Origin of the sequence: Perspicuibacillus lycopersici (assembly GCF_025660475.1) — a bacterium.
Lineage (GTDB): Bacteria > Bacillota > Bacilli > Bacillales > Caldibacillaceae > Perspicuibacillus > Perspicuibacillus lycopersici.
In genome coordinates, this window is record NZ_JAOUSF010000001.1 from 818,358 (window position 1) to 837,219 (window position 18,862).

The following is an 18,862-nucleotide window of genomic DNA, read 5'->3' on the forward strand; positions in this document are numbered from 1 at the left end:
TTGTTGTTTTGTCGAAACGTTTCAATTAGAATAAATTATATCAATCCATGAATCCGTTTTCAACAGTTTTTCCGAGTAATAAACAAATTGTATACTTTTAAAGGGGTTTTCAAAATGAGTCAGGAATGCTGTAAACCAGCATCGAAAAATATTACTATTCCAAATAGCAACGATTGCTGTATCCCGAAGAATGAGAGAAATAGCAATCAAATGAAATCCGTATTCGATAGTGCTACTATTTCAAAAGCGAATCTAGAAAACATGATTTATTTAGAAGGTGGTAGCTATTCAATGGGTGACCACTTTAACGAAGGATTTCAGAAGGATTCAGAAGGGCCAGTAACGGTTGTTACGGTGGAACCTTTTTACATCGATACTTTTGCAGTAACGAATGCACAATTTCAAAAATTCGTTGAGGAAACTGGTTACATTACCGAATCAGAAAAATATGGATGGTCCTATGTATTCCATTTACTTCTCCCAGAAAAGTTGAAGCGAAACAGTCCCGCTCCATCACAAACCCCTTGGTGGCTAGCAGTGGAAAAAGCTTGCTGGCACATGCCAGAAGGTCCTGGTTCTTCCACCATTGGCAGAGAAAATCATCCAGTAATCCATATTTCATGGAATGATGCAATTGCTTACTGTAAATGGTCGGGAAAAAGATTACCTACTGAAATCGAGTGGGAATTTGCTGCAAGAGGTGGACTTGATGGGAACCGATACCCGTGGGGAGATGAGCTAACACCTAATGGGATCCATAAATGTAATATATGGCAAGGGACATTTCCAATCAAGAATTCAAAAGCAGACGGATACATTAGTACTGCACCAGTCGATAGCTTCGAGGCAAATAATTACGGAATTTATAATTTAGCCGGCAATGTATGGGAATGGTGCCAAAATGATTTTCATGAAAAATTTGCACCTCCGAAGCAAAGCTTACAATTTGAACCTCCGCATATTTTCAAAACAATGCGAGGTGGTTCGTATCTTTGCCATGATTCCTATTGCAATCGTTATCGCGTCTCCGCTAGAACAAGCAACACCGTAGAAAGTGCAACTGGGAATATAGGTTTCCGCTGTGTAATGAATGGAGTGTAACAATATTTCGATCTTTAACTTGAATTCGGGAAAGCATAGTTTATAGTCTGCCAGTTATTTATACATAGTAATAAACAACACCTGCTTAATAATAAAAGTCCAAAATATGCAAGCAACAGGGTTAATGGCTTGTATATTTTGGACTTCTACCGTTATTAATCTATTAATTGATTTGGTTATTTATTTCCTTCAATTTCCCGGGACTTCTATTTTTTTCTTTTCTCTCTCCATACTCCACTTGAAAATCTTATTTAAAAATTTATAAATCGGCTTACTTTCTTTCGTTAATAGTGGACCAGCAATTGCCAAAATGAGGACATACAGAGCGGTAAAAGGTGTTAATATCGAATTTAATCCTGCAGTTATCCCTAAATTCGCTACAATAATAGAAAACTCTCCTCTAGCCATTATCGTTAATCCGATATTAGTAGAAGCTTTATGGGATAATCCTGCTCTTCTTCCAGAAATCAACCCTGCAACAAAATTTCCTATAATAGTAATAGCTGCCGCACCTAAAGCTAACCAAATCGCATCCACTAATGTCGAAGGATCAATACTTAATCCAAAACTAAAGAAAAATACTGCGCCAAAGAAATCTCGAAACGGAACAACTAAATGCTCAATTCTATCTCGATGCTCTGTTTCAGAAAATACTAACCCTAATAGCAATGCACCAATTGCTTCAGCAACGTGAAGTGTCTCTGAGAAACCAGCAACAAAAAATAAAATAGCAAAGATCACAATAATAAAAATCTCGTCTGATTTAATATTTAGCCATTTGTTCAATAATGGTGCACCTTTGCGGGCGATGATAAAAAATAGGAGCATATAGCCTACCGAAATAAGAACGGAAGTAATAATTCCAAGGACGGAGGTTGAACCTGCAAGTAAAATTCCAGACATTGTCGTTAAAAATAGAGCTAAAAATATATCGTCAAATAAAATAATACCTAATATAAGCTCTGTTTCTGGATTTGCCGTTCGTTTTAAGTCAACTAAAACTTTCGCAACAATGGCACTAGAGGATACACTGACTAGACCAGCAATAATGAGGATTTCCATCCATTCCATCCCTGTCAAAAATCCATATGCTAATCCTAATACAAAGTTTATCGCCACATAGATGCTTCCACCGACGACAATATTTTTCCCAGATTTCATCAGCTTCCCAACGGAGAACTCTAAGCCTAAATAGAATAATAGAAATAGAACCCCAATACGTCCTAAGAAATGAATAATCTCGTCACTTTCAATAAAAGTTAAATCAATAATACCAAATGATGGTGCGTGTGGACCAACGATCATCCCAAGGACAATTAAGAAAGGAATAATCGAAAACTTAAGTTTGTTGGCAATAATTGATCCGACAGCAACCAAGACAAGTGCTGTACCAACCTCTAATACTAAATGATTCATCTATATTCATTACCCCTTCCCACATAATAAACGGTTTATTAAATTTTTTATTTGATGTCTTTCTCCTGAAACAACTAATGTATCGCCTGTTTCAATCACTGTATCTGGACCAGGATAGTTTGTTTTTTTCTCATTCTTTTTCTTTATCGCGATTACTGTTACACTATAGTTATTTCTAATGTCCAGCTCTCCAATTGTTTGATTAACAGCAGGTGCATTCGGTTCCACTTGGTACCATTCGATAATGATGTCGTCAAAAGCAAAGTCTACTGTTTCTAATGCTTTCGGTTTATAGGACATTCCACCTAAAATCCCTGCAATTTGTCTAGCTTCCTCATCATTTAATGTCACATTACTAACAACTTCTTCATAATCTGCTGCATCAAAATGATAAATTTCTCTTCTTCCATCATCATGAATGACAATAACTAGCTTATCTTGGTTTTTCGTAATAATTTCAAACTTATATCCAATTCCTGGAAGTTCACTTTCTCGAATATTCATCTTCCCTTTTCCTCCTTTAAAATTGTCAGTAATAAATTTAAGGATTAAAGATTTACATCAATTTTCGCTTTCAAATTATCTTCCTTAGAGATACCAATATATTTTAATGTTTCTGACCGCGATGAATGGTGAAAGTGCTTTTGCAGTAAGGAAATTGCAACGCCGCGTTTATATGCATGGAATCCAAATGTTTTCCTCATCGAGTTGGTGCCAATTTTCCCTGGAATTCCAACCTCCTCTGCTGCTTGATGGATGATCCGATACGCTTGTTGGCGAGTGATAGGCTTCTTTGTTTTTGGGGATTGGTATAAATAATCGTCTGGTTGCAGATCATGTGAAAGGACATAAGGTAGTACAGCTCTTTTCACTTTACTATTAAGATAAATTTCCTGGGCACCGTCTTTTAAAGGCAAGGTATAGAACTCATGAAAGTTTCCATTTGCATCCATAACATTGCCTACCTTTATCTCCAACAACTCGGTAATTTTTAACCCTGTATTAATCCCCATGACAAATAGTACATAGTCCCGCTCAGAATGTTTCTTTAAATATCTCTTTATCGCATCGATTTGTTTTGTATCTCTAAGTGCTTCCACATATTCCATCTGAAAACTCTCCTTAAATTAATGTTACTTAATACTATTATATTATATTGTTTTGTAACATACAAATGATATCCCTCGATAAAAAGTAAACATGGTGGTATTCATCCACTATAAAAAATAAAGGAGGAGCTATTTGGCAGTAACTTATTGCAGCAGAAACTACTTCTAATCTATTTCCACCCATATAGTGTACCCATTCTACAAACCTAGCAAATGATTTGGCGAAAAAAGTCGAAATGTTTTTTAAAATATTATTGAAAACGATTACATTTAGTGGTATTTTAAGTTTATTGAGTACTTTATTGAAAGTATTCAAATTCTGTTTAACTAACAACCCTCATTACTTATTGAACCGATTTTCTTTATGAGAATTGGTTACTTTTTAACAAAAATAAAAACGTTTTTATACTCGATTCTTATGTGTTTTCCTGCTTTTAATCGGTTATTTTTTTCATCGCATAATTAAAATACAAGAATAATGGAATTTCTTTTCCAGATTTTTATAAAATAGTAGTTTTCTATGTAACTAATGATTGAAGTAAACTCATTTGTTTTTCAGCTAAATAAAATTCTATCCTTATTTTCCAAAAAATAAAAACGTTTTTATTTTTTATTATATCCTTTGCTTTAAGGGGGTGGTCGCTTTACATAAAGTTTAACGTGCAATTCTTTTTTACGTCTTACTCTATTACAAATACTAAATAAAGAAGGTGTAATTAAATATGAAGAAAAGAGTATTCCCGATTTTTTTATCTTTACTATTAATCATTTCCTTAATTCCTGCACCAATTCATGCAGAAATTTCGGAGGGTGACGTTTTATTCCAAGATTTTGAAGGGGACAGCCCAATCTTCTCAGAAACAGCAAATACAAGAGGTACTATAACTAGTGAAGATGTATTTAGCGGTAACAACTCGCTTAAGTATGAAGTATTAGCTAGTGGCGATCCGAATGAAACCGCGGGAAGCATAAGTATTGCTGCCAAAGATGGTGCTGTCGATGCTTCGGCTATGAAGTATTTAATTTTTTCCATTAATGATACACAAGGATCGAATACAATCAAAGTGTCATTAACAGATGCATCTGGAAAATCAACTTCTTTCGGATGGCAATCGCCAAGTACGACAAAGAATACATGGGTATATTATCAAATACCTTTAAGTAATTTCAGTGGCATTGATTTGGCAAATGTTTCCGAGGTTAGAATTGGCCAATGGAACAGTGGTGTATATTATATTGATGATATCTACTTTTCTACTAAAAATCCGCCAGTGCCATTAGTGGCACCGACGGCAACACCATCTGGTGAATATGAAGATTATGTTGTGGTAGAAGTAAAATCACAGCATTCTAACTTCCCAATTTTTTATACAACGGATGGTAGCACACCAGATAAATCTTCCACACAGTATAGTGGATTATTAAGATTTGACAATAACACTACTTTGAAGGCTGTTGTCTACAATCCTGACTACGATAGTTATAGTGATGTCAGTACGTATGAATACATTGTTCATACTGATAGTGATTCGCAAAAACCGATGGCAACGCCAATTTCCGGCACTTATGCAGAGCCGCAAGTCGTTTCTTTATCGACAATCGTTTCCGATGCAAAAATCTATTATACGCTCGATGGTAGTACGCCAACTGTGTCATCAAAGGAATATACAGCACCGATTACGATTTCGAAACACACCACTTTGAAAGCGATTACGATAAAAGACGGTATTCAAAGTGATGTATCGGTATTTACCTATACCATTTCGAAAAAAACGACGCCATTTTTAAAAGCAAATGGAAAAACATTGCGCACCAATTTTGGTTCTGGGGATGAAGTAGTTTTACGCGGAACAAATGCTGGTGGCTGGCTTGTCATGGAACAATGGATGACACCTACCGACTCTCCTGACCTATTAACAACGATTAATACGTTAACTGACCGTTTTGGGGAGGATGCTGCCTGGGAGCTACTAGATGTGTATCAGGATCATTATTGGACGAAGGATGATTTTGACAATCTAAAAGCAGAGGGGATGAATTCGGTTCGTCTACCATTTACCTATTTTGATATGTTAAATGAGGATGGAACCTTGAAGGAATCTGCCTTTAAGCGATTGGATTGGTTTATAAAAGAGGCTTCCAAACGGAAGTTATATGTTATTCTCGATATGCATGGAGCACCTGGCTCTCAAAATGGGAAGGATCATTCCGGTGATATTACCTATCCAGATAAAGGTAATCTCTATGGAAATGAAGAAAATATGAAAAAAACCATCTATCTCTGGACTGAAATAGCGAAACGATATAAAGATGAAAAATATGTGGCAGGCTATGATTTGTTAAATGAACCAGGTGGTGCATCTGGTATCGAGCAATTTACATTTTATGATCAGCTTTACCAAGCTGTTCGTAGTGTAGATACGAACCATGTCCTCTTTATTGAGGCAATTTGGGATCCAGCAAACCTACCAAATCCTGAATTATATCATTGGGAAAATGTAGCATATTCCTATCATTTTTATAACTGGGATAATATTGACAGCTTCAGTTCCCAAAAGAATTTTATCGATTCAAAGGTAAAATTAGTGAATGCAGCAAATTATGATGTGCCTCTATATGTAGGCGAATTTACGATGTTTAATAACATCCAAAGCTGGGATTATGCATTAAAAGTTTTTGAAGAACAAGGATGGAGCTACTCCACTTGGACATATAAGGCAACGGGAAATGGCACTAGCTGGGGATTATATACTGGTGAACCAGAACGAGTAAATATTTATAATGATAGTTTCGAAGTAATTAAGGAAAAGTGGAGTAGCATTAGTACAACGCAGGCATATACTCGAAACGATTATTTTGCCGATATTTTACGTAACTATGCTAGCCCTGCCATGAGAGAAAGTGATGAACGGAGTTTACTTGCAAATTTTGAAGGATTAGATGCAAATACTGAATTTGTTACAGGGGAAACTGTTGCTGCTTCTTTAGATGTCACTAATAAATCTGCAGGAGAAGCATCCGTTAAATTAGAAATTACCGCTAGTAGCGATACGAGCGAAAACTATTTCAGTTTAATGGCTCCGGACAAAAAGACGTTTGATCTTTCTGATGCAAAAAATTCCTACCCAAAATATTTAATGGTGGATGTGTATCAGCAAACTGGAGAAAATCAAATAGCTACAATCACAGTAATCGATAAAAATGGAAACCAATCATCCGGAAAAACGCAGGCAAACACAACTGCCCGTTCTGGAGAATGGTCAAAAATCCATGTCCTTCTTAACTCGCTTACAGGGGATGCCGATATGTCAAAGATAGTAGAAATTCGAATTGCATTCGATGATACGGGTGTATATCATCTAGATAATATTTTTATAGGTCAATCATTTGCGAACAACGTTCCAGATATAAATAAAAAAGGGAAGCATTAAAATCTCGCCTTTGTCCTATTTCATAGGGCAAAGGCTTTTTCTATCCTTTTCCACCATATAGAGTACAATTCATCATGCAGCCGATTCCCGCCTCTAGCAACCAATTAATGCTATATTTTTGCATAACTAGCTTATTTATTAAAAAGAAAATATTCTTCTCGCTCCTCCCCTGTTATCATATTCTTGATTTTCCATTGATTGTTTTTTACTTCCTCCTCGCCAATAATTATCACGTTTTGAATCTTCTCTTTGTTAGCTCTATCCAACGCTTTACCGAGCTTTTTATTTCCCAGCTCCAATTCAACGGTAAAGCCTTGTTTTCTTAACGTTGCCGCTGCGAATAATGATTCCTTCCAAGTATTGATTGGGATAATGTAAAAATCGACAGTCGATTCTTCCTGTTTGTTTTCCTTTGAAGCAATAGCAGTATAAATGACATCCAAACCAAAGGAAATACCAACAGTAGAGAATTTTTCACCTGTTCCCATTAACCCACCAATCGCATAGTCGTATCTGCCCCCGCTCCCTATGCTCGACTTAATCGTTTTATCTGCTAAAAACACTTCATAAATCGTCCCCGTATAAATTTCTAGTCCTCTTGCTAAAAATGGCTGAAATACACATTGATCTTTTACATCAAGGTATGCTAAATATGCTTCTAGCTCCTGCAATTCTTGCAATCCTTGTTGAACAAGCTGATTTTGTTTAGCAAAAGGTGCAAAGTACGCAAAACGAGTATTTTTTTTATCATTAAAAAATCGGTTAATTGACTGGACAGTAGTAGAAGAAAGTCCTTGTTCCATCAGCTCCGAAATAACCGCTGCCTCTCCAACTTTTTCTAGCTTATCTAAAATCAACACGACACTATTAATTTTATCCACAGGGGTATTAAAAACCTCTAGCATCCCAATTAATAGTTTCCGATTGTTATATTGAATAACAACCTCTAAGTCTAATTTCCGAAAAGCATCGACTGCCATCATCATTAGCTCTGCTTCCGCTACTTGCGATTCGACGCCAACAATATCGACATCACATTGGGTAAATTCACGAAAACGTCCTGCTTTAATTGGTCCATCACGAAAAACCTTCCCAATCTCATATCGTTTAAAGGGCATTCGTAAAGTTGGATTCATTGCAACTACTTTAGCAAACGGAATCGTTAGATCATAGCGTAAAGCCAAATCTCGCTCTCCTCTATCTGTTAAAGTATACATCTCCTTCAATATTTCCGCCCCACCACCATACTTGGAGGCAAGCAGCTCGGTATAATTCAAAATTGGCGTTTCTAAAGGCTTGCAGCCGTATTGAATAAATGTATCCTCCAGCGTCCTTCTAATGCTTCTTCTTATTACCTCTGCATTTGGTAAATAATCTTGTGTTCCTTTTACATTTTGATAAGCGATTTTTTTCATTTTTTTCCCTCCAATTATTTAGATAAAATAAAAAACCGCTCTAGATTAAAGTTTTTCACTTTATCCATGCGGTTTCATGAGTAATAGCCTTCCTATTTACGATTTTTTTTAAAATCGAATAGCAAAGCTAGTTCATATGATGATGAAATTGTGCCAATGAAAGAATTGTAAGAAAAGCTAGCATTGTTTTCACCTCTAATTTTGAACTACTTTACCATACTTGATGTGGTTATTTCAATATTTTTATTTCATTTAAGATAAGTAGAGAAATTATTTATGTCTCTGTTGGCCATTTTTGTCTTTCGATAGTCTCTGCAACTAAAAAAATCTACAAACCTATTCGAATCTGATTCAATATACTTATATAGCTACATTTAAAAATGTTACATTATAACTAGAAATCCTAGCTTATGCCAAACTCACCTACATATCTTACGTTCATCCTTTGAACGTACCATTGATTATTGGAGGTAAATGATGACACGAAAAACACGCTTTACCAATTTAGATAACGTCAGTACTAAAAAAACATTTGCTGATCTTTACCGTTGGCAGAAGGAGCGCAGAAACAATAAAAAGGATCTTCATATCAAAATAGAGCAGGCACCATTTAAGGAAATAGAGAAATTAAATAGCAATCGGATGCAGCCTTCTATCACTTGGATTGGGCATTCTACCTTTTTCATACAAATGAATGGTGTCAATATGGTTACCGATCCAGTCTGGGCAAAGCGCATGGGTTTTCAGAAACGCTTAACTGAACCAGGAATAGAACTTGCTGCCTTACCTGAAATCGATGTTGTATTAATATCGCATGGGCATTATGATCATTTAGATTTTCCTACGATAAAAAAATTGAAAGGTGATCCAACCTATTATGTTCCCGTTGGATTAGGTCATGCTTTTAAAAGGCGAGGATATAAAAAGGTGATGGAGAGCAATTGGTATGATTCGTTTGAGCATAGTAATGTAAGGTTTTCATTTGTGCCAGCACAGCATTGGACGAAACGAACATTAACAGATACAAACACGTCTCATTGGGGCGGCTGGATTATAGAAAATAAAGAGCATTCTATTTACTTTGTAGGAGATACAGGCTATTTTCGTGGCTTCCAAGAGATTGCAAAAAAATTTTCCATCCAAACAGTACTAATGCCTATTGGTGCCTATGAGCCAGAATGGTTTATGAAGGAAAGCCATATAACCCCTGAAGATGCAGTAAAGGCATTTTTAGAATTAAAAGGGAAACAATTTATCCCGATGCATTATGGAACCTATCACTTGGCAGACGATACTGGCCAAGCGGCCATTTCAAGATTAGAAGCAGAATGGGGAAGACTACATTTAGATGCTTCTCAATTAATAAAATTGCGCATTGGTGAAACATACTGGCTTTGAATACTACTAGTATTCAAAGCCAACAAGAATAAGCTTGAAAAACAAACATAGAAGGCAATAAAGCAAATGAGAACGGATTAAATACCCATTTTTCATTTCCTCCAAAAGGTTGTACATTCTGCCTTGTCCATCATATTAAATTCTATTATTTTTTTTAGTAAATCATAATCAACTGGTCGATCCCATGGCATCCGGATTAGCTGCTTACTGTGCTCATAGCCAGAAGCCATAATTTGCTCAGAAAAGTAGTTAATCCCTGCCAATTCAGGGGCAACAGCCAAATGATGCTTCGAAACACTAAAACCAATGATATATGTACCATGATCCGTAAACATCGGCTGATTCCATTTAATGATTGGCATTAAATTTGGAAATTCCTTAGCAACCCAACCTAAAACCGCTTCCGTTCGTGCACGATGCTGTTGGTTATCAATCTGCCCAATAAATTTTCCGAAAATTTCCATCGTTCCCCCTCCATTATGTCATTTATTTCTCTATTAAAATTAACAGCTCCCCAATACAATCACAACCAATTTCAGCAATTGAAAAAGACCTAACCTAAGCAATTAAAATTACTAGCTTAAGTTAGGTCCTATTTTATAAAATGTCAAATTCCTTTATAGCATGTAATTATTACTTCGCAAGTACAGCTAATGATTCACGATTGAATGCTGGTAGATCATCTGGTGTTCTACTTGTCACCAATTGATTACAGCAAACAACTACCTCTTCATCAACATAATTTGCACCTGCATATTCAAGATCTACTTTAATTGATTTATACCCAGTAACCTTCCGACCTTCTAGTGATTTAGCCGTAATAAGTAATTGTGGGCCATGACAAATAGCGAATACAGGCTTTTTCGCATCCATAAATGCTTTCGCGAAAGCGACAAATCGATCATCATCACGTAATAAATCAGGAGAAAATCCTCCAGGAATCAATAATGCATCAAAGTCCTCTGGTTTCACTTCATCGATTGAAGCATCAACAGAAACCTTTTCGCCATGTTTCCCTACGATTGTTTTTCCTTTTTCCTTCTCAATGACGGTAACTTGATGGCCAGCTTCCTCATATGCTTTCGCCGGAGATGTAAACTCCACATCTTCAAATTCATCTGTTAACACTACAGCAATCTTTTTACCCATCGTATTCACCTCTTCATATTTTTTCGCAAAAAATAGCTTCCCCGTAAAATGAAATTTTCATCCATCTTGACAGAGAAAAAGAAACCGTTAGTAGTTTCCTATACTACATTCCTTAGTATAATCATCCAATTTTATGATTTCAATTTTCCTGACTTCATCCTATTAACATTTTTTGGTTACGTGGCGAGGGAAATCAAATCTACATTTTTTCAATCATAGTATATTGACTCTTTTATGTTAAGAATTAAACCTTCCCATTACGATCGTATTATAGTAAGTACCATCGGATAGAAGTTTATCATTTTTTAAAATACCCTCGACTTCAAAGCCACAGCTTTTATAAAGCATTATTGCTTTTTCATTTGTTTCCAAAACATTTAATGTGATTTTCTTTATTCCATTGGAGTCTGCCCAACAGATCGATTCGTTTAATAAACTTTTACCAATTCGGTTTCCCCAATACTCCTTTAACACACAAACACCGAATTTAACTTTATGTGCGGTTCTTTTCAATTGATTCCCTTCACATCTGGAAAACCCTACAATTCTATCATTAACTTCTGCAACTAAAAATAGGTGATTAGACCTTTTCGTATCCTTATTAATTAGTTTTCTAAAGCCTATTTCATCTATGTATGCCTCGCCTTTTTCTCTATCTAGATTTTCCGTTTCTCCATCAATTTGTAATCTTAGCTCAGACAAGCTCTTTGCATCATTTTCCGCTGCATACCTAATTAAATATTGTAAGTTATTTACAATAAATGTTTTTCGTTCCATCCACATACCACTTCCTTATTACTTAATCGATTGAAAGGGCAGCCCAAAGTCATGATTTAACTTTGGGCTGCCCTTTTCTTTTTCTTATACTTAGCGATTATTTAAAAGCCATTGTCGCATGAACGGCCTTTTTCCAACCTGCATATAGAGATTCCCGGTCTGCTTCTTCCATTTTTGGTTCAAATGTTTTATCTACTGCCCATTGGGTCGCAATTTCTTCTTTACTTTCCCAATAGCCTACCGCTAAACCAGCTAAATATGCTGCACCTAGTGCTGTTGTTTCATTTACTACTGGTCTTTCCACTGAAGCATTTAAAATATCACTTTGGAACTGCATGAGGAAATTATTTTTTACCGCTCCTCCGTCTGCACGTAGTGCTTTCAAAGCAATACCAGAATCTGCTTCCATAGCGGATAATACATCCTTTGTTTGATATGCTAATGATTCTAAAGTTGCGCGTACAAAATGCTCCTTCGTAGTTCCTCTTGTTAATCCAAATACTGCTCCACGAACATCACTATCCCAATACGGAGTTCCAAGTCCAACAAATGCCGGAACCATATATACGCCATCTGTTGATGCTACTTTTTCTGCATAGCTTTCAGAGTCCTTCGCATCTTTAAACATTCTCAATCCATCTCGTAGCCATTGAATTGCGGATCCTGCTACGAAAATACTACCTTCCAATGCATATTCGACTTTACCATCTAATCCCCATGCAATTGTTGTTAATAGTCCATGTTCTGAACGTACAGCTTTTTCACCTGTGTTCATCAACATGAAACAACCGGTACCGTAAGTATTTTTTGCCATTCCTTCTAAATAACATGCCTGACCGAACAATGCTGCCTGCTGGTCACCAGCCACTCCAGCAATAGGAATTTCCTTACCGAAGAAATGATGTGGGACAGTATTAGCATACACATCAGATGATGGACGAACTTCAGGAAGCATGCTCTTCGGCACACCTAAAATTTCTAATAGCTCATCATCCCATTGTAAATCGAAAATATTATACATTAATGTACGGGAAGCATTCGTATAGTCAGTAACATGTGCACGACCGCCAGATAGTTTCCAAATCAACCAACTATCTATTGTACCAAATAATAATTTTCCTTGATCTGCTTTTTCTCTAGCACCCTCCACATTGTCTAAAATCCATTTTACTTTTGTGCCAGAGAAATATGCATCAATTAACAAACCTGTTTTTTCACTGAAAAGATCATTATATCCTTTTGCCTTCAACTCTTCACAAATACCAGCCGTTTGGCGAGATTGCCAAACAATTGCATTGTATACAGGGTTTCCGGTTTCTTTATCCCAAACAACTGCTGTTTCCCGTTGGTTCGTAATCCCAATACCTGCCACCTGCTCCGGTTTTACACCTGATTCCGATAGTACGCCTGCAATTACCGCTAACACAGAGCCCCAAATTTCATTGGCATTATGTTCTACCCAGCCTGGTTGCGGGAAAATTTGTGTGAATTCCTTTTGTGAGCTATGGACGATTTCTCCCTTTTTGTTAAATAAAATAGCACGTGAACTTGTTGTTCCTTGGTCAATCGATAAAATATACTTTTCCATTCTAATACCCCCTATTTTTCATTATTAATGAGATAAATTATTTTTTACATTAGCTTCTTCAGATTTAGTTGTAATAGATAATACAATAATCACTATGGTAACAAGTAAAAATACCCAAAATAATACGGAAAATTCACCTTTAAACAATGCGTTGTATGTTAATGCACCAAGTCCTCCACCGATAATTGGGCCAACTACTGGAATCCAGGAATAACTCCAATCAGAGGATCCTTTGTTCGGAATTGGTAAAAGGGCATGTGCAAGACGTGGACCTAGATCACGTGCTGGGTTGATCGCATATCCAGTTGTACCACCTAGTGCCATACCGATTACAACAATTAATGAACCAACTGCAAGCGGATTCAAACCTTCCGTAAAATTATTTGCACCGATAAATAATATACCTAATACTAAAATAAATGTCCCGATAATTTCAGAAGTTAAGTTAGAAAATGTATGACGAATGGCTGGGCCAGTTGAAAATACGCCTAACTTTGTTGCTTGATCACTAGTTGCTTGAAAATGTTTATAGTAATGGAAGAATACTAGAGCAGCTCCTATAAATGCACCAATCATTTGCGCTAAAATATACGATGGTACATCTGCCCATGCAAATTCACCTGCAAGCGCCAGCCCAATGGTTACAGCCGGATTTAAATGCGCTCCACTAAACTGTCCGGAAGCATATACACCCATTGTAACAGCAAGACCCCAAGCCAGTGAAATAACAACCCAGCCAGCTCCATTTGATTTCGTTTTGTCTAGACTGGCACCGGCCACAACGCCGCCACCGAAAAGAATTAATACAGCAGTACCTAAAACTTCCCCTAAAAATGGTGACATAATTACATTCCTCCCTTATTGTGATTATTTATTTGTAAATAATTGTCAGGATAGTAACAAGTATATATGATTATAGCGAATAAAAAAACACACAGAAATAGCCTTAATATCATCTTAAGGTAATCTGTGTGTTCTCCCGTACTCCTCACAATTATTAACTTACTAGTAGCTTACCAAAATATGAAAGCGTTGTCAATTGTTTATTGAAAAATAGTAAGTTATTTATTTTTCGTACACAGATTACTTTTCTATATTTTTAATGTGTGGCTGTTTTCTAAAGATTTGTTTAGATGGAGCATTCCATTTTTCGTAGCGTCTATGTGCATTCCGTCCGTTCTTCAAACATTTAACAATCAACTTGATAACAGCCTGCCCAATAAATAGCGTTTTATTAATGTTATTTGACAACTTAATGGCTTATAGATCTGGAACCTTTTGAAAGGATTTTGCTGCTTCGCCACTAGCGACTACTTCCCGAAGGGAGTGTCCGAATCCCGCTTCCACTGCAGCAAAATAAGCACCTTCTAATAATGGAGCATCGGCAATCCGAATATTTTCATTGCCTTCCACCATTTCAATCGCCATTTCTGCATTAAGCAATGCACTACCAAGATCAAAGAAGACAACTGTTCCTTTTTCGGAATGAACCGATTCAATAGCTTCTTTAATATGAAATACATTTGTGCCAATTTCTCCATCCACACCACCAGCAATAGCAATCGCTACATTTGGTTGGACTTGGTTGATCAGCTTCTTTAAGCCGACCACGATTTCTTCACTATGGGAGATTAATACTAAACTAACAAAATCCATTTTTATATTTCTCCTTCAGAAAAAGTTCTACTTAGTGATGAAAATAATAGGTAAGAGGAGACTGCACCAGGATCAAGATGGCCAATCGATCGTTTGCCTAAGTAGGCTGCTCGTCCTTTTTTTGCCTCAATATCCTTTGTTGCTTCCATCTTTTCTTTCGCTAAATCGGCAAGCTGCTTACCGGTAACCTGCTCATGATTTTTCAAAAATTCCACTACTGGTTCCCATACATCAATCATTGTTTTATCCCCAAGCTGGGCTTTGCCTCGCATTTTTAAGCCATTTAAGGCAGCCTGCAATCCTTCTGAAAATTCGGATTGTGTTGCTTTGCTTTTATCCTTTAATGCCATCGATAGTCGCATAAAAGCGGTTCCATATAGTGGGCCAGAAGCTCCGCCAACCTTTGATAATAATGTCATGCCGACATCTTTAAAGAGTGATGCTAAATCATTGTAGTTCGCAGTGTTTAGCTTAAGGGAAACTTCTTGAAAGCCTCTTGCCATGTTTAAGCCATGGTCGCCATCCCCGATTGCTTGATCGAGATCTGTTAAATATTCTTTATTTGCTTGTATTTCTTCATTTACGAAATGCAACCATTTAATTGCCGTTTCCACTGTTAATGTCATTTGTTCCTCCCCTTGTTTTTATTTATTTTGTAGTTTTCTTATAGATTGTAGTTATTAGTAGCCCGCAGACTGAGTATACTCCGCGCATCCATTCGGGCGATCGGGAGTCTACGTGTAATCATCTATTCAGCAATTCATATAATATTTCCTATTTAATAACAGCGATCTTTAAGAACTTATGCTTTATTTTTTATAAGCAATTGCTTCTGCCTTGGCGTCAAATAGCTCTTGTAGTTGTTGATCGAGTTTTAATATCGTGACGGAGCAGCCGGCCATTTCTAGTGATGTCATGTAATTTCCGACAAGTGTTTCATGCACATGGATAGATTTTTCCTTTAGTAGTTGTGCTACTTTGCGGTTTACAATATATAATTCCATTACAGGTGTGCCACCAAGTCCATTGACCATGAGGACAACCTGATCATTACTCTCAAGCTTTAAATCTTCTAAAACCTTATTTGTTAACGTTTCTGCAACACTATCTGCTGATTGAATTTCACTTTTCTCAATGCCTGGCTCCCCGTGAATTCCCATACCAATTTCCATTTCATTTTCTCCTAAATGAAAACCTGGTTTTCCTGCAGCCGGAATCGTACAAGGGGTTAATGCCATTCCCATGGAGCGTACATTTGCAATCACTTTGTTCGCAACCGCTTCCACTTCTGCTAATGAAGCACCTGAATCTGCCATTGCACCAGCAATTTTATGCACTAGAACCGTTCCAGCAATCCCACGGCGACCGGTTGTGTAGGTGCTATCCTCCACAGCGACATCATCGTTCACAACTACTTTAGCCACTTGGATACCTTCTGCTTCTGCCATCTCTGCTGCCATTTCAAAGTTCATAATATCCCCAGTATAATTTTTAATGATTAATAGAACCCCTTTTCCACTATCCACTGCTTTAATCGCTTCATATACTTGGTCGGGTGTTGGGGAGGTAAATACTTCACCACACACTGCTGCATCAAGCATCCCTTTTCCGACATATCCTGCATGGGCAGGCTCATGTCCACTACCACCGCCACTAACTAACCCTACCTTTCCTTGTACTGGGGCATCCTTTCTAGCCAATACGGTAGTGCCAGGAATTCGTTTTAGTTGCTCTGGATGTGCCTCGAGCATTCCTTCCATCATTTCGATTACTACTTGATTTGGATCATTGACTAGTTTTTTCATTGCATTGCCTCCCAAAAGTTTCTTAATTTTTATTTAACAAATTCGATAGGCTTCCTGTTTGTTATTTGGTAAATATTGGATGTTACTATGGAGGATTTTTAGATAAATTTTTACATGCAATCTGTACATGTTTTTTATCCATCATACACACAAGGAGAAATTTCTGGGAGCCTGTTATCCTTAGTTCCTCCAAAGTAGCATCCGTCAATTGGTAAAGCTATCGAATGATGTTATTCGATTATTTTTGTTCGTCAACAGGTACAGTAGCATCTAAAATTGCTTGGTCTAATTCTTCTATATATTTATTCTTTTCTTCTTCCTTCCATTCCAAAATTACTGCCATCTTTTCAATAATTGGTGTTTTCCATTGACGGACCCAATCAATCGCAAAGAATAATGCACCTGTTCGGCGAATAAAGAAGTCAGTAGGCTTGACAATCATTTCATTGTCTAGCGCATACATGAATTGTGCATACACCATTGGTGGCAATGTTTCTGCTTCAGATGCTTGACACTCCTGTGCATATTGGAACAATTGATTGACATTGCTTCCATATTTCCTAGCAAGCTGTTTTCCTTCTTCTTTTGTAAGACCATATTGCTTCGCCTCTTCAGCTTTTAATTCAACAAATTTTTCCAGATTACTGGAACCGCCAATTTCTCCTCCAGAGATTGGCAAGTGCAATGTTTGGCCAGGCTTAAATGTACGTCCTGTTTTTTCCTGAAGCTGTTTACTTACAAGATTGACAACATCCTCTGCCATTTTCCGATAGCCTGTTAATTTTCCACCTGCGATGGTTATTAGCCCACTCTCTCCTGTCCAGATTTCATCCTTTCGGGAAATTTCTGAAGGATCCTTTCCTTCTTCATAAATGAGTGGTCGTACACCTGCCCAGCTCGATTCGACATCATCCTTTGTTACTTTAACATCAGGGAACATAAAATGAATCGCTTCAATTATATAATCACGGTCTGCAGCATTCATTTTCGGTGATGTTTTATCTTGATCAAAAAACGTATCAGTTGTCCCTACATATGTCTTTCCTTCACGAGGAATCGCAAATACCATCCGACCATCTGGTGTATCAAAATAAACAGCCTGTTTCAATGGGAACACCGACTGATCAAAGACAAGATGGATACCTTTCGTTAACCGTAATTGCTTATTATTTTTCGCATAATCAAGGCTACGTACATCATCGACCCATGGACCTGCTGCATTGACAAATTTTGTTGCTTTTACCTCATATGTTTCTCCTGTTAACATATCGCGGATTACGACGCCAACAATTTTTTTCGCATCATTATATATAAATTTTTCTGCTTTTGTATAGTTGATTGCGGTAGCACCTTTTTCAACGGCACCCTTTAATACTTCAATTGTCAGTCTCGCATCATCGGTTTTATATTCTACATAATAGCCGCCGCCTTTTAAGCCTTGTTTTTTCACAAGTGGTTCTTTCTTTAATGTTTCCTCAGCAGATAACATTGAACGACGTTCCGATTTTTTTACTTGCGCAAGAAAATCATATACCTTTAAGCCGATGGATGTCGTAAATGGTCCAAATGTTCCACCACTATGAAACGGAAGCAGCATCCATTCTGGTGTTGTGACATGGGGGCCATTTTCATAAACGATTGCCCGCTCCCTGCCAGTTTCTTTAACGATGCCGATTTCAAATTGTTTTAAGTAACGAAGTCCACCGTGTACAAGCTTTGTCGAGCGACTGGACGTACCAGCGGCAAAGTCTTGCATTTCTACAAGTGCTACCTTCATCCCACGGGTAACTGCATCGAATGCAATACCTGCACCGGTAATGCCACCTCCAATAATAAATAAATCGTAATTCTCGTTAGCCATTTCTGTTAAAATATTCGAACGGTTTTTTCCGGAAAGCTGAATAGTCATGATTATCTTCTCCTCTATTCCTATATTTTCCACCAAGATAAGTATTCCTGATAAATCATCTATCTATTACAATGGCTGAAGTATACAAAAAGAGACCACAACAATCAC

General features: G+C 37.1%; 16 protein-coding genes. 3 read left to right on the forward strand and 13 right to left on the reverse strand.

Annotated elements, in window-relative coordinates; all coding sequences use genetic code 11:
• Window positions 1–210 precede the first annotated feature (210 nt).
• Window positions 211–1,101, forward strand: coding sequence for a formylglycine-generating enzyme family protein (locus OEV98_RS03805; RefSeq protein WP_456107217.1), 891 nt, complete (start codon window positions 211–213; stop codon window positions 1,099–1,101).
• A 189-nt stretch (window positions 1,102–1,290) separates the two neighbouring features.
• Here the strand turns inward: OEV98_RS03805 and OEV98_RS03810 are convergent, their stop codons facing one another.
• The 3 genes from OEV98_RS03810 to OEV98_RS03820 are packed head-to-tail and all read right to left on the reverse strand — an operon-like array spanning window position 1,291 to window position 3,626.
• Window positions 1,291–2,517 carry a cation:proton antiporter gene (locus OEV98_RS03810; protein WP_263071873.1) on the reverse strand — a complete coding sequence of 409 codons (1,227 nt, stop codon included), beginning with the start codon at window positions 2,515–2,517 and terminating at the stop codon, window positions 1,291–1,293.
• A 9-nt stretch (window positions 2,518–2,526) separates the two neighbouring features.
• Window positions 2,527–3,021 (reverse strand): cation:proton antiporter regulatory subunit, encoded by a 495-nt coding sequence (locus tag OEV98_RS03815; RefSeq protein WP_263071874.1) that lies wholly within the window; start codon window positions 3,019–3,021, stop codon window positions 2,527–2,529.
• Between the two features lie 44 nt (window positions 3,022–3,065).
• The gene (locus tag OEV98_RS03820) at window positions 3,066–3,626 is read right to left on the reverse strand and encodes a tyrosine-type recombinase/integrase (RefSeq protein WP_263071875.1); all 561 of its coding nucleotides are present in this window, start codon (window positions 3,624–3,626) and stop codon (window positions 3,066–3,068) included.
• Between the two features lie 722 nt (window positions 3,627–4,348).
• Between OEV98_RS03820 and OEV98_RS03825 the strand changes: the two genes are divergently transcribed.
• Complete coding sequence (locus OEV98_RS03825; protein WP_263071876.1) at window positions 4,349–7,057, forward strand: chitobiase/beta-hexosaminidase C-terminal domain-containing protein; 2,709 nt, start codon at window positions 4,349–4,351, stop codon at window positions 7,055–7,057.
• A gap of 131 nt (window positions 7,058–7,188) precedes the next feature.
• Here OEV98_RS03825 and OEV98_RS03830 read toward each other — a convergent pair whose 3' ends face one another.
• The gene (locus tag OEV98_RS03830) at window positions 7,189–8,472 is read right to left on the reverse strand and encodes a histidine--tRNA ligase (protein ID WP_263071877.1); all 1,284 of its coding nucleotides are present in this window, start codon (window positions 8,470–8,472) and stop codon (window positions 7,189–7,191) included.
• Window positions 8,473–8,949: 477 nt separating this feature from the next.
• Between OEV98_RS03830 and OEV98_RS03835 the strand changes: the two genes are divergently transcribed.
• Window positions 8,950–9,870 (forward strand): MBL fold metallo-hydrolase, encoded by a 921-nt coding sequence (locus OEV98_RS03835; protein ID WP_263071878.1) that lies wholly within the window; start codon window positions 8,950–8,952, stop codon window positions 9,868–9,870.
• A 92-nt stretch (window positions 9,871–9,962) separates the two neighbouring features.
• On the opposite strand, the gene OEV98_RS03840 is transcribed toward OEV98_RS03835, so the two are convergent.
• From OEV98_RS03840 to OEV98_RS03880, 9 genes are all read right to left on the reverse strand, one after another.
• On the reverse strand, window positions 9,963–10,334 hold the full coding sequence (locus tag OEV98_RS03840) for an iron chaperone (RefSeq protein WP_263071879.1): 372 nt from the start codon (window positions 10,332–10,334) through the stop codon (window positions 9,963–9,965).
• A gap of 169 nt (window positions 10,335–10,503) precedes the next feature.
• Window positions 10,504–11,019 carry a type 1 glutamine amidotransferase domain-containing protein gene (locus OEV98_RS03845; protein WP_263071880.1) on the reverse strand — a complete coding sequence of 172 codons (516 nt, stop codon included), beginning with the start codon at window positions 11,017–11,019 and terminating at the stop codon, window positions 10,504–10,506.
• 237 nt (window positions 11,020–11,256) lie between these two features.
• Window positions 11,257–11,802, reverse strand: coding sequence for a GNAT family N-acetyltransferase (locus tag OEV98_RS03850; protein WP_263071881.1), 546 nt, complete (start codon window positions 11,800–11,802; stop codon window positions 11,257–11,259).
• 91 nt (window positions 11,803–11,893) lie between these two features.
• Entirely contained in the window at window positions 11,894–13,384 is a 1,491-nt protein-coding gene (gene glpK, locus OEV98_RS03855; protein WP_263071882.1) for a glycerol kinase GlpK, read from the reverse strand.
• Between the two features lie 24 nt (window positions 13,385–13,408).
• A complete protein-coding gene (locus OEV98_RS03860) occupies window positions 13,409–14,227 on the reverse strand; it encodes an MIP/aquaporin family protein (protein ID WP_263071883.1) in 819 nt (272 codons plus the stop codon).
• A gap of 417 nt (window positions 14,228–14,644) precedes the next feature.
• Window positions 14,645–15,040 (reverse strand): dihydroxyacetone kinase phosphoryl donor subunit DhaM, encoded by a 396-nt coding sequence (dhaM, locus tag OEV98_RS03865; RefSeq protein WP_263071884.1) that lies wholly within the window; start codon window positions 15,038–15,040, stop codon window positions 14,645–14,647.
• Window positions 15,041–15,042: 2 nt separating this feature from the next.
• Entirely contained in the window at window positions 15,043–15,666 is a 624-nt protein-coding gene (gene dhaL / locus OEV98_RS03870) for a dihydroxyacetone kinase subunit DhaL (protein ID WP_263071885.1), read from the reverse strand.
• 183 nt (window positions 15,667–15,849) lie between these two features.
• Window positions 15,850–16,845, reverse strand: a complete 996-nt coding sequence (gene dhaK, locus OEV98_RS03875) for a dihydroxyacetone kinase subunit DhaK (protein WP_263071886.1) — start codon at window positions 16,843–16,845, stop codon at window positions 15,850–15,852.
• Window positions 16,846–17,083: 238 nt separating this feature from the next.
• Window positions 17,084–18,754, reverse strand: a complete 1,671-nt coding sequence (locus tag OEV98_RS03880) for a glycerol-3-phosphate dehydrogenase/oxidase (RefSeq protein ID WP_263071887.1) — start codon at window positions 18,752–18,754, stop codon at window positions 17,084–17,086.
• Window positions 18,755–18,862: the final 108 nt, after the last annotated feature.

Excerpts from the sequence above, each read along its gene's own strand:
- OEV98_RS03805 (WP_456107217.1), top strand. The coding sequence starts at position 211 with ATGAAATCCGTATTCGATAGTGCTACTATTTCAAAAGCGAATCTAGAA.
- dhaK (WP_263071886.1), bottom strand. The coding sequence starts at position 16,845 with ATGAAAAAACTAGTCAATGATCCAAATCAAGTAGTAATCGAAATGATG.
- OEV98_RS03840 (WP_263071879.1), bottom strand. The coding sequence starts at position 10,334 with ATGGAAATTTTCGGAAAATTTATTGGGCAGATTGATAACCAACAGCAT.
- OEV98_RS03860 (WP_263071883.1), bottom strand. The coding sequence starts at position 14,227 with ATGTCACCATTTTTAGGGGAAGTTTTAGGTACTGCTGTATTAATTCTT.
- OEV98_RS03835 (WP_263071878.1), top strand. The coding sequence starts at position 8,950 with ATGACACGAAAAACACGCTTTACCAATTTAGATAACGTCAGTACTAAA.
- OEV98_RS03825 (WP_263071876.1), top strand. The coding sequence starts at position 4,349 with ATGAAGAAAAGAGTATTCCCGATTTTTTTATCTTTACTATTAATCATT.
- OEV98_RS03830 (WP_263071877.1), bottom strand. The coding sequence starts at position 8,472 with ATGAAAAAAATCGCTTATCAAAATGTAAAAGGAACACAAGATTATTTA.
- OEV98_RS03880 (WP_263071887.1), bottom strand. The coding sequence starts at position 18,754 with ATGACTATTCAGCTTTCCGGAAAAAACCGTTCGAATATTTTAACAGAA.
- OEV98_RS03815 (WP_263071874.1), bottom strand. The coding sequence starts at position 3,021 with ATGAATATTCGAGAAAGTGAACTTCCAGGAATTGGATATAAGTTTGAA.
- dhaL (WP_263071885.1), bottom strand. The coding sequence starts at position 15,666 with ATGACATTAACAGTGGAAACGGCAATTAAATGGTTGCATTTCGTAAAT.
- OEV98_RS03845 (WP_263071880.1), bottom strand. The coding sequence starts at position 11,019 with ATGGGTAAAAAGATTGCTGTAGTGTTAACAGATGAATTTGAAGATGTG.
- OEV98_RS03820 (WP_263071875.1), bottom strand. The coding sequence starts at position 3,626 with ATGGAATATGTGGAAGCACTTAGAGATACAAAACAAATCGATGCGATA.
- OEV98_RS03810 (WP_263071873.1), bottom strand. The coding sequence starts at position 2,517 with ATGAATCATTTAGTATTAGAGGTTGGTACAGCACTTGTCTTGGTTGCT.
- OEV98_RS03850 (WP_263071881.1), bottom strand. The coding sequence starts at position 11,802 with ATGTGGATGGAACGAAAAACATTTATTGTAAATAACTTACAATATTTA.
- glpK (WP_263071882.1), bottom strand. The coding sequence starts at position 13,384 with ATGGAAAAGTATATTTTATCGATTGACCAAGGAACAACAAGTTCACGT.
- dhaM (WP_263071884.1), bottom strand. The coding sequence starts at position 15,040 with ATGGATTTTGTTAGTTTAGTATTAATCTCCCATAGTGAAGAAATCGTG.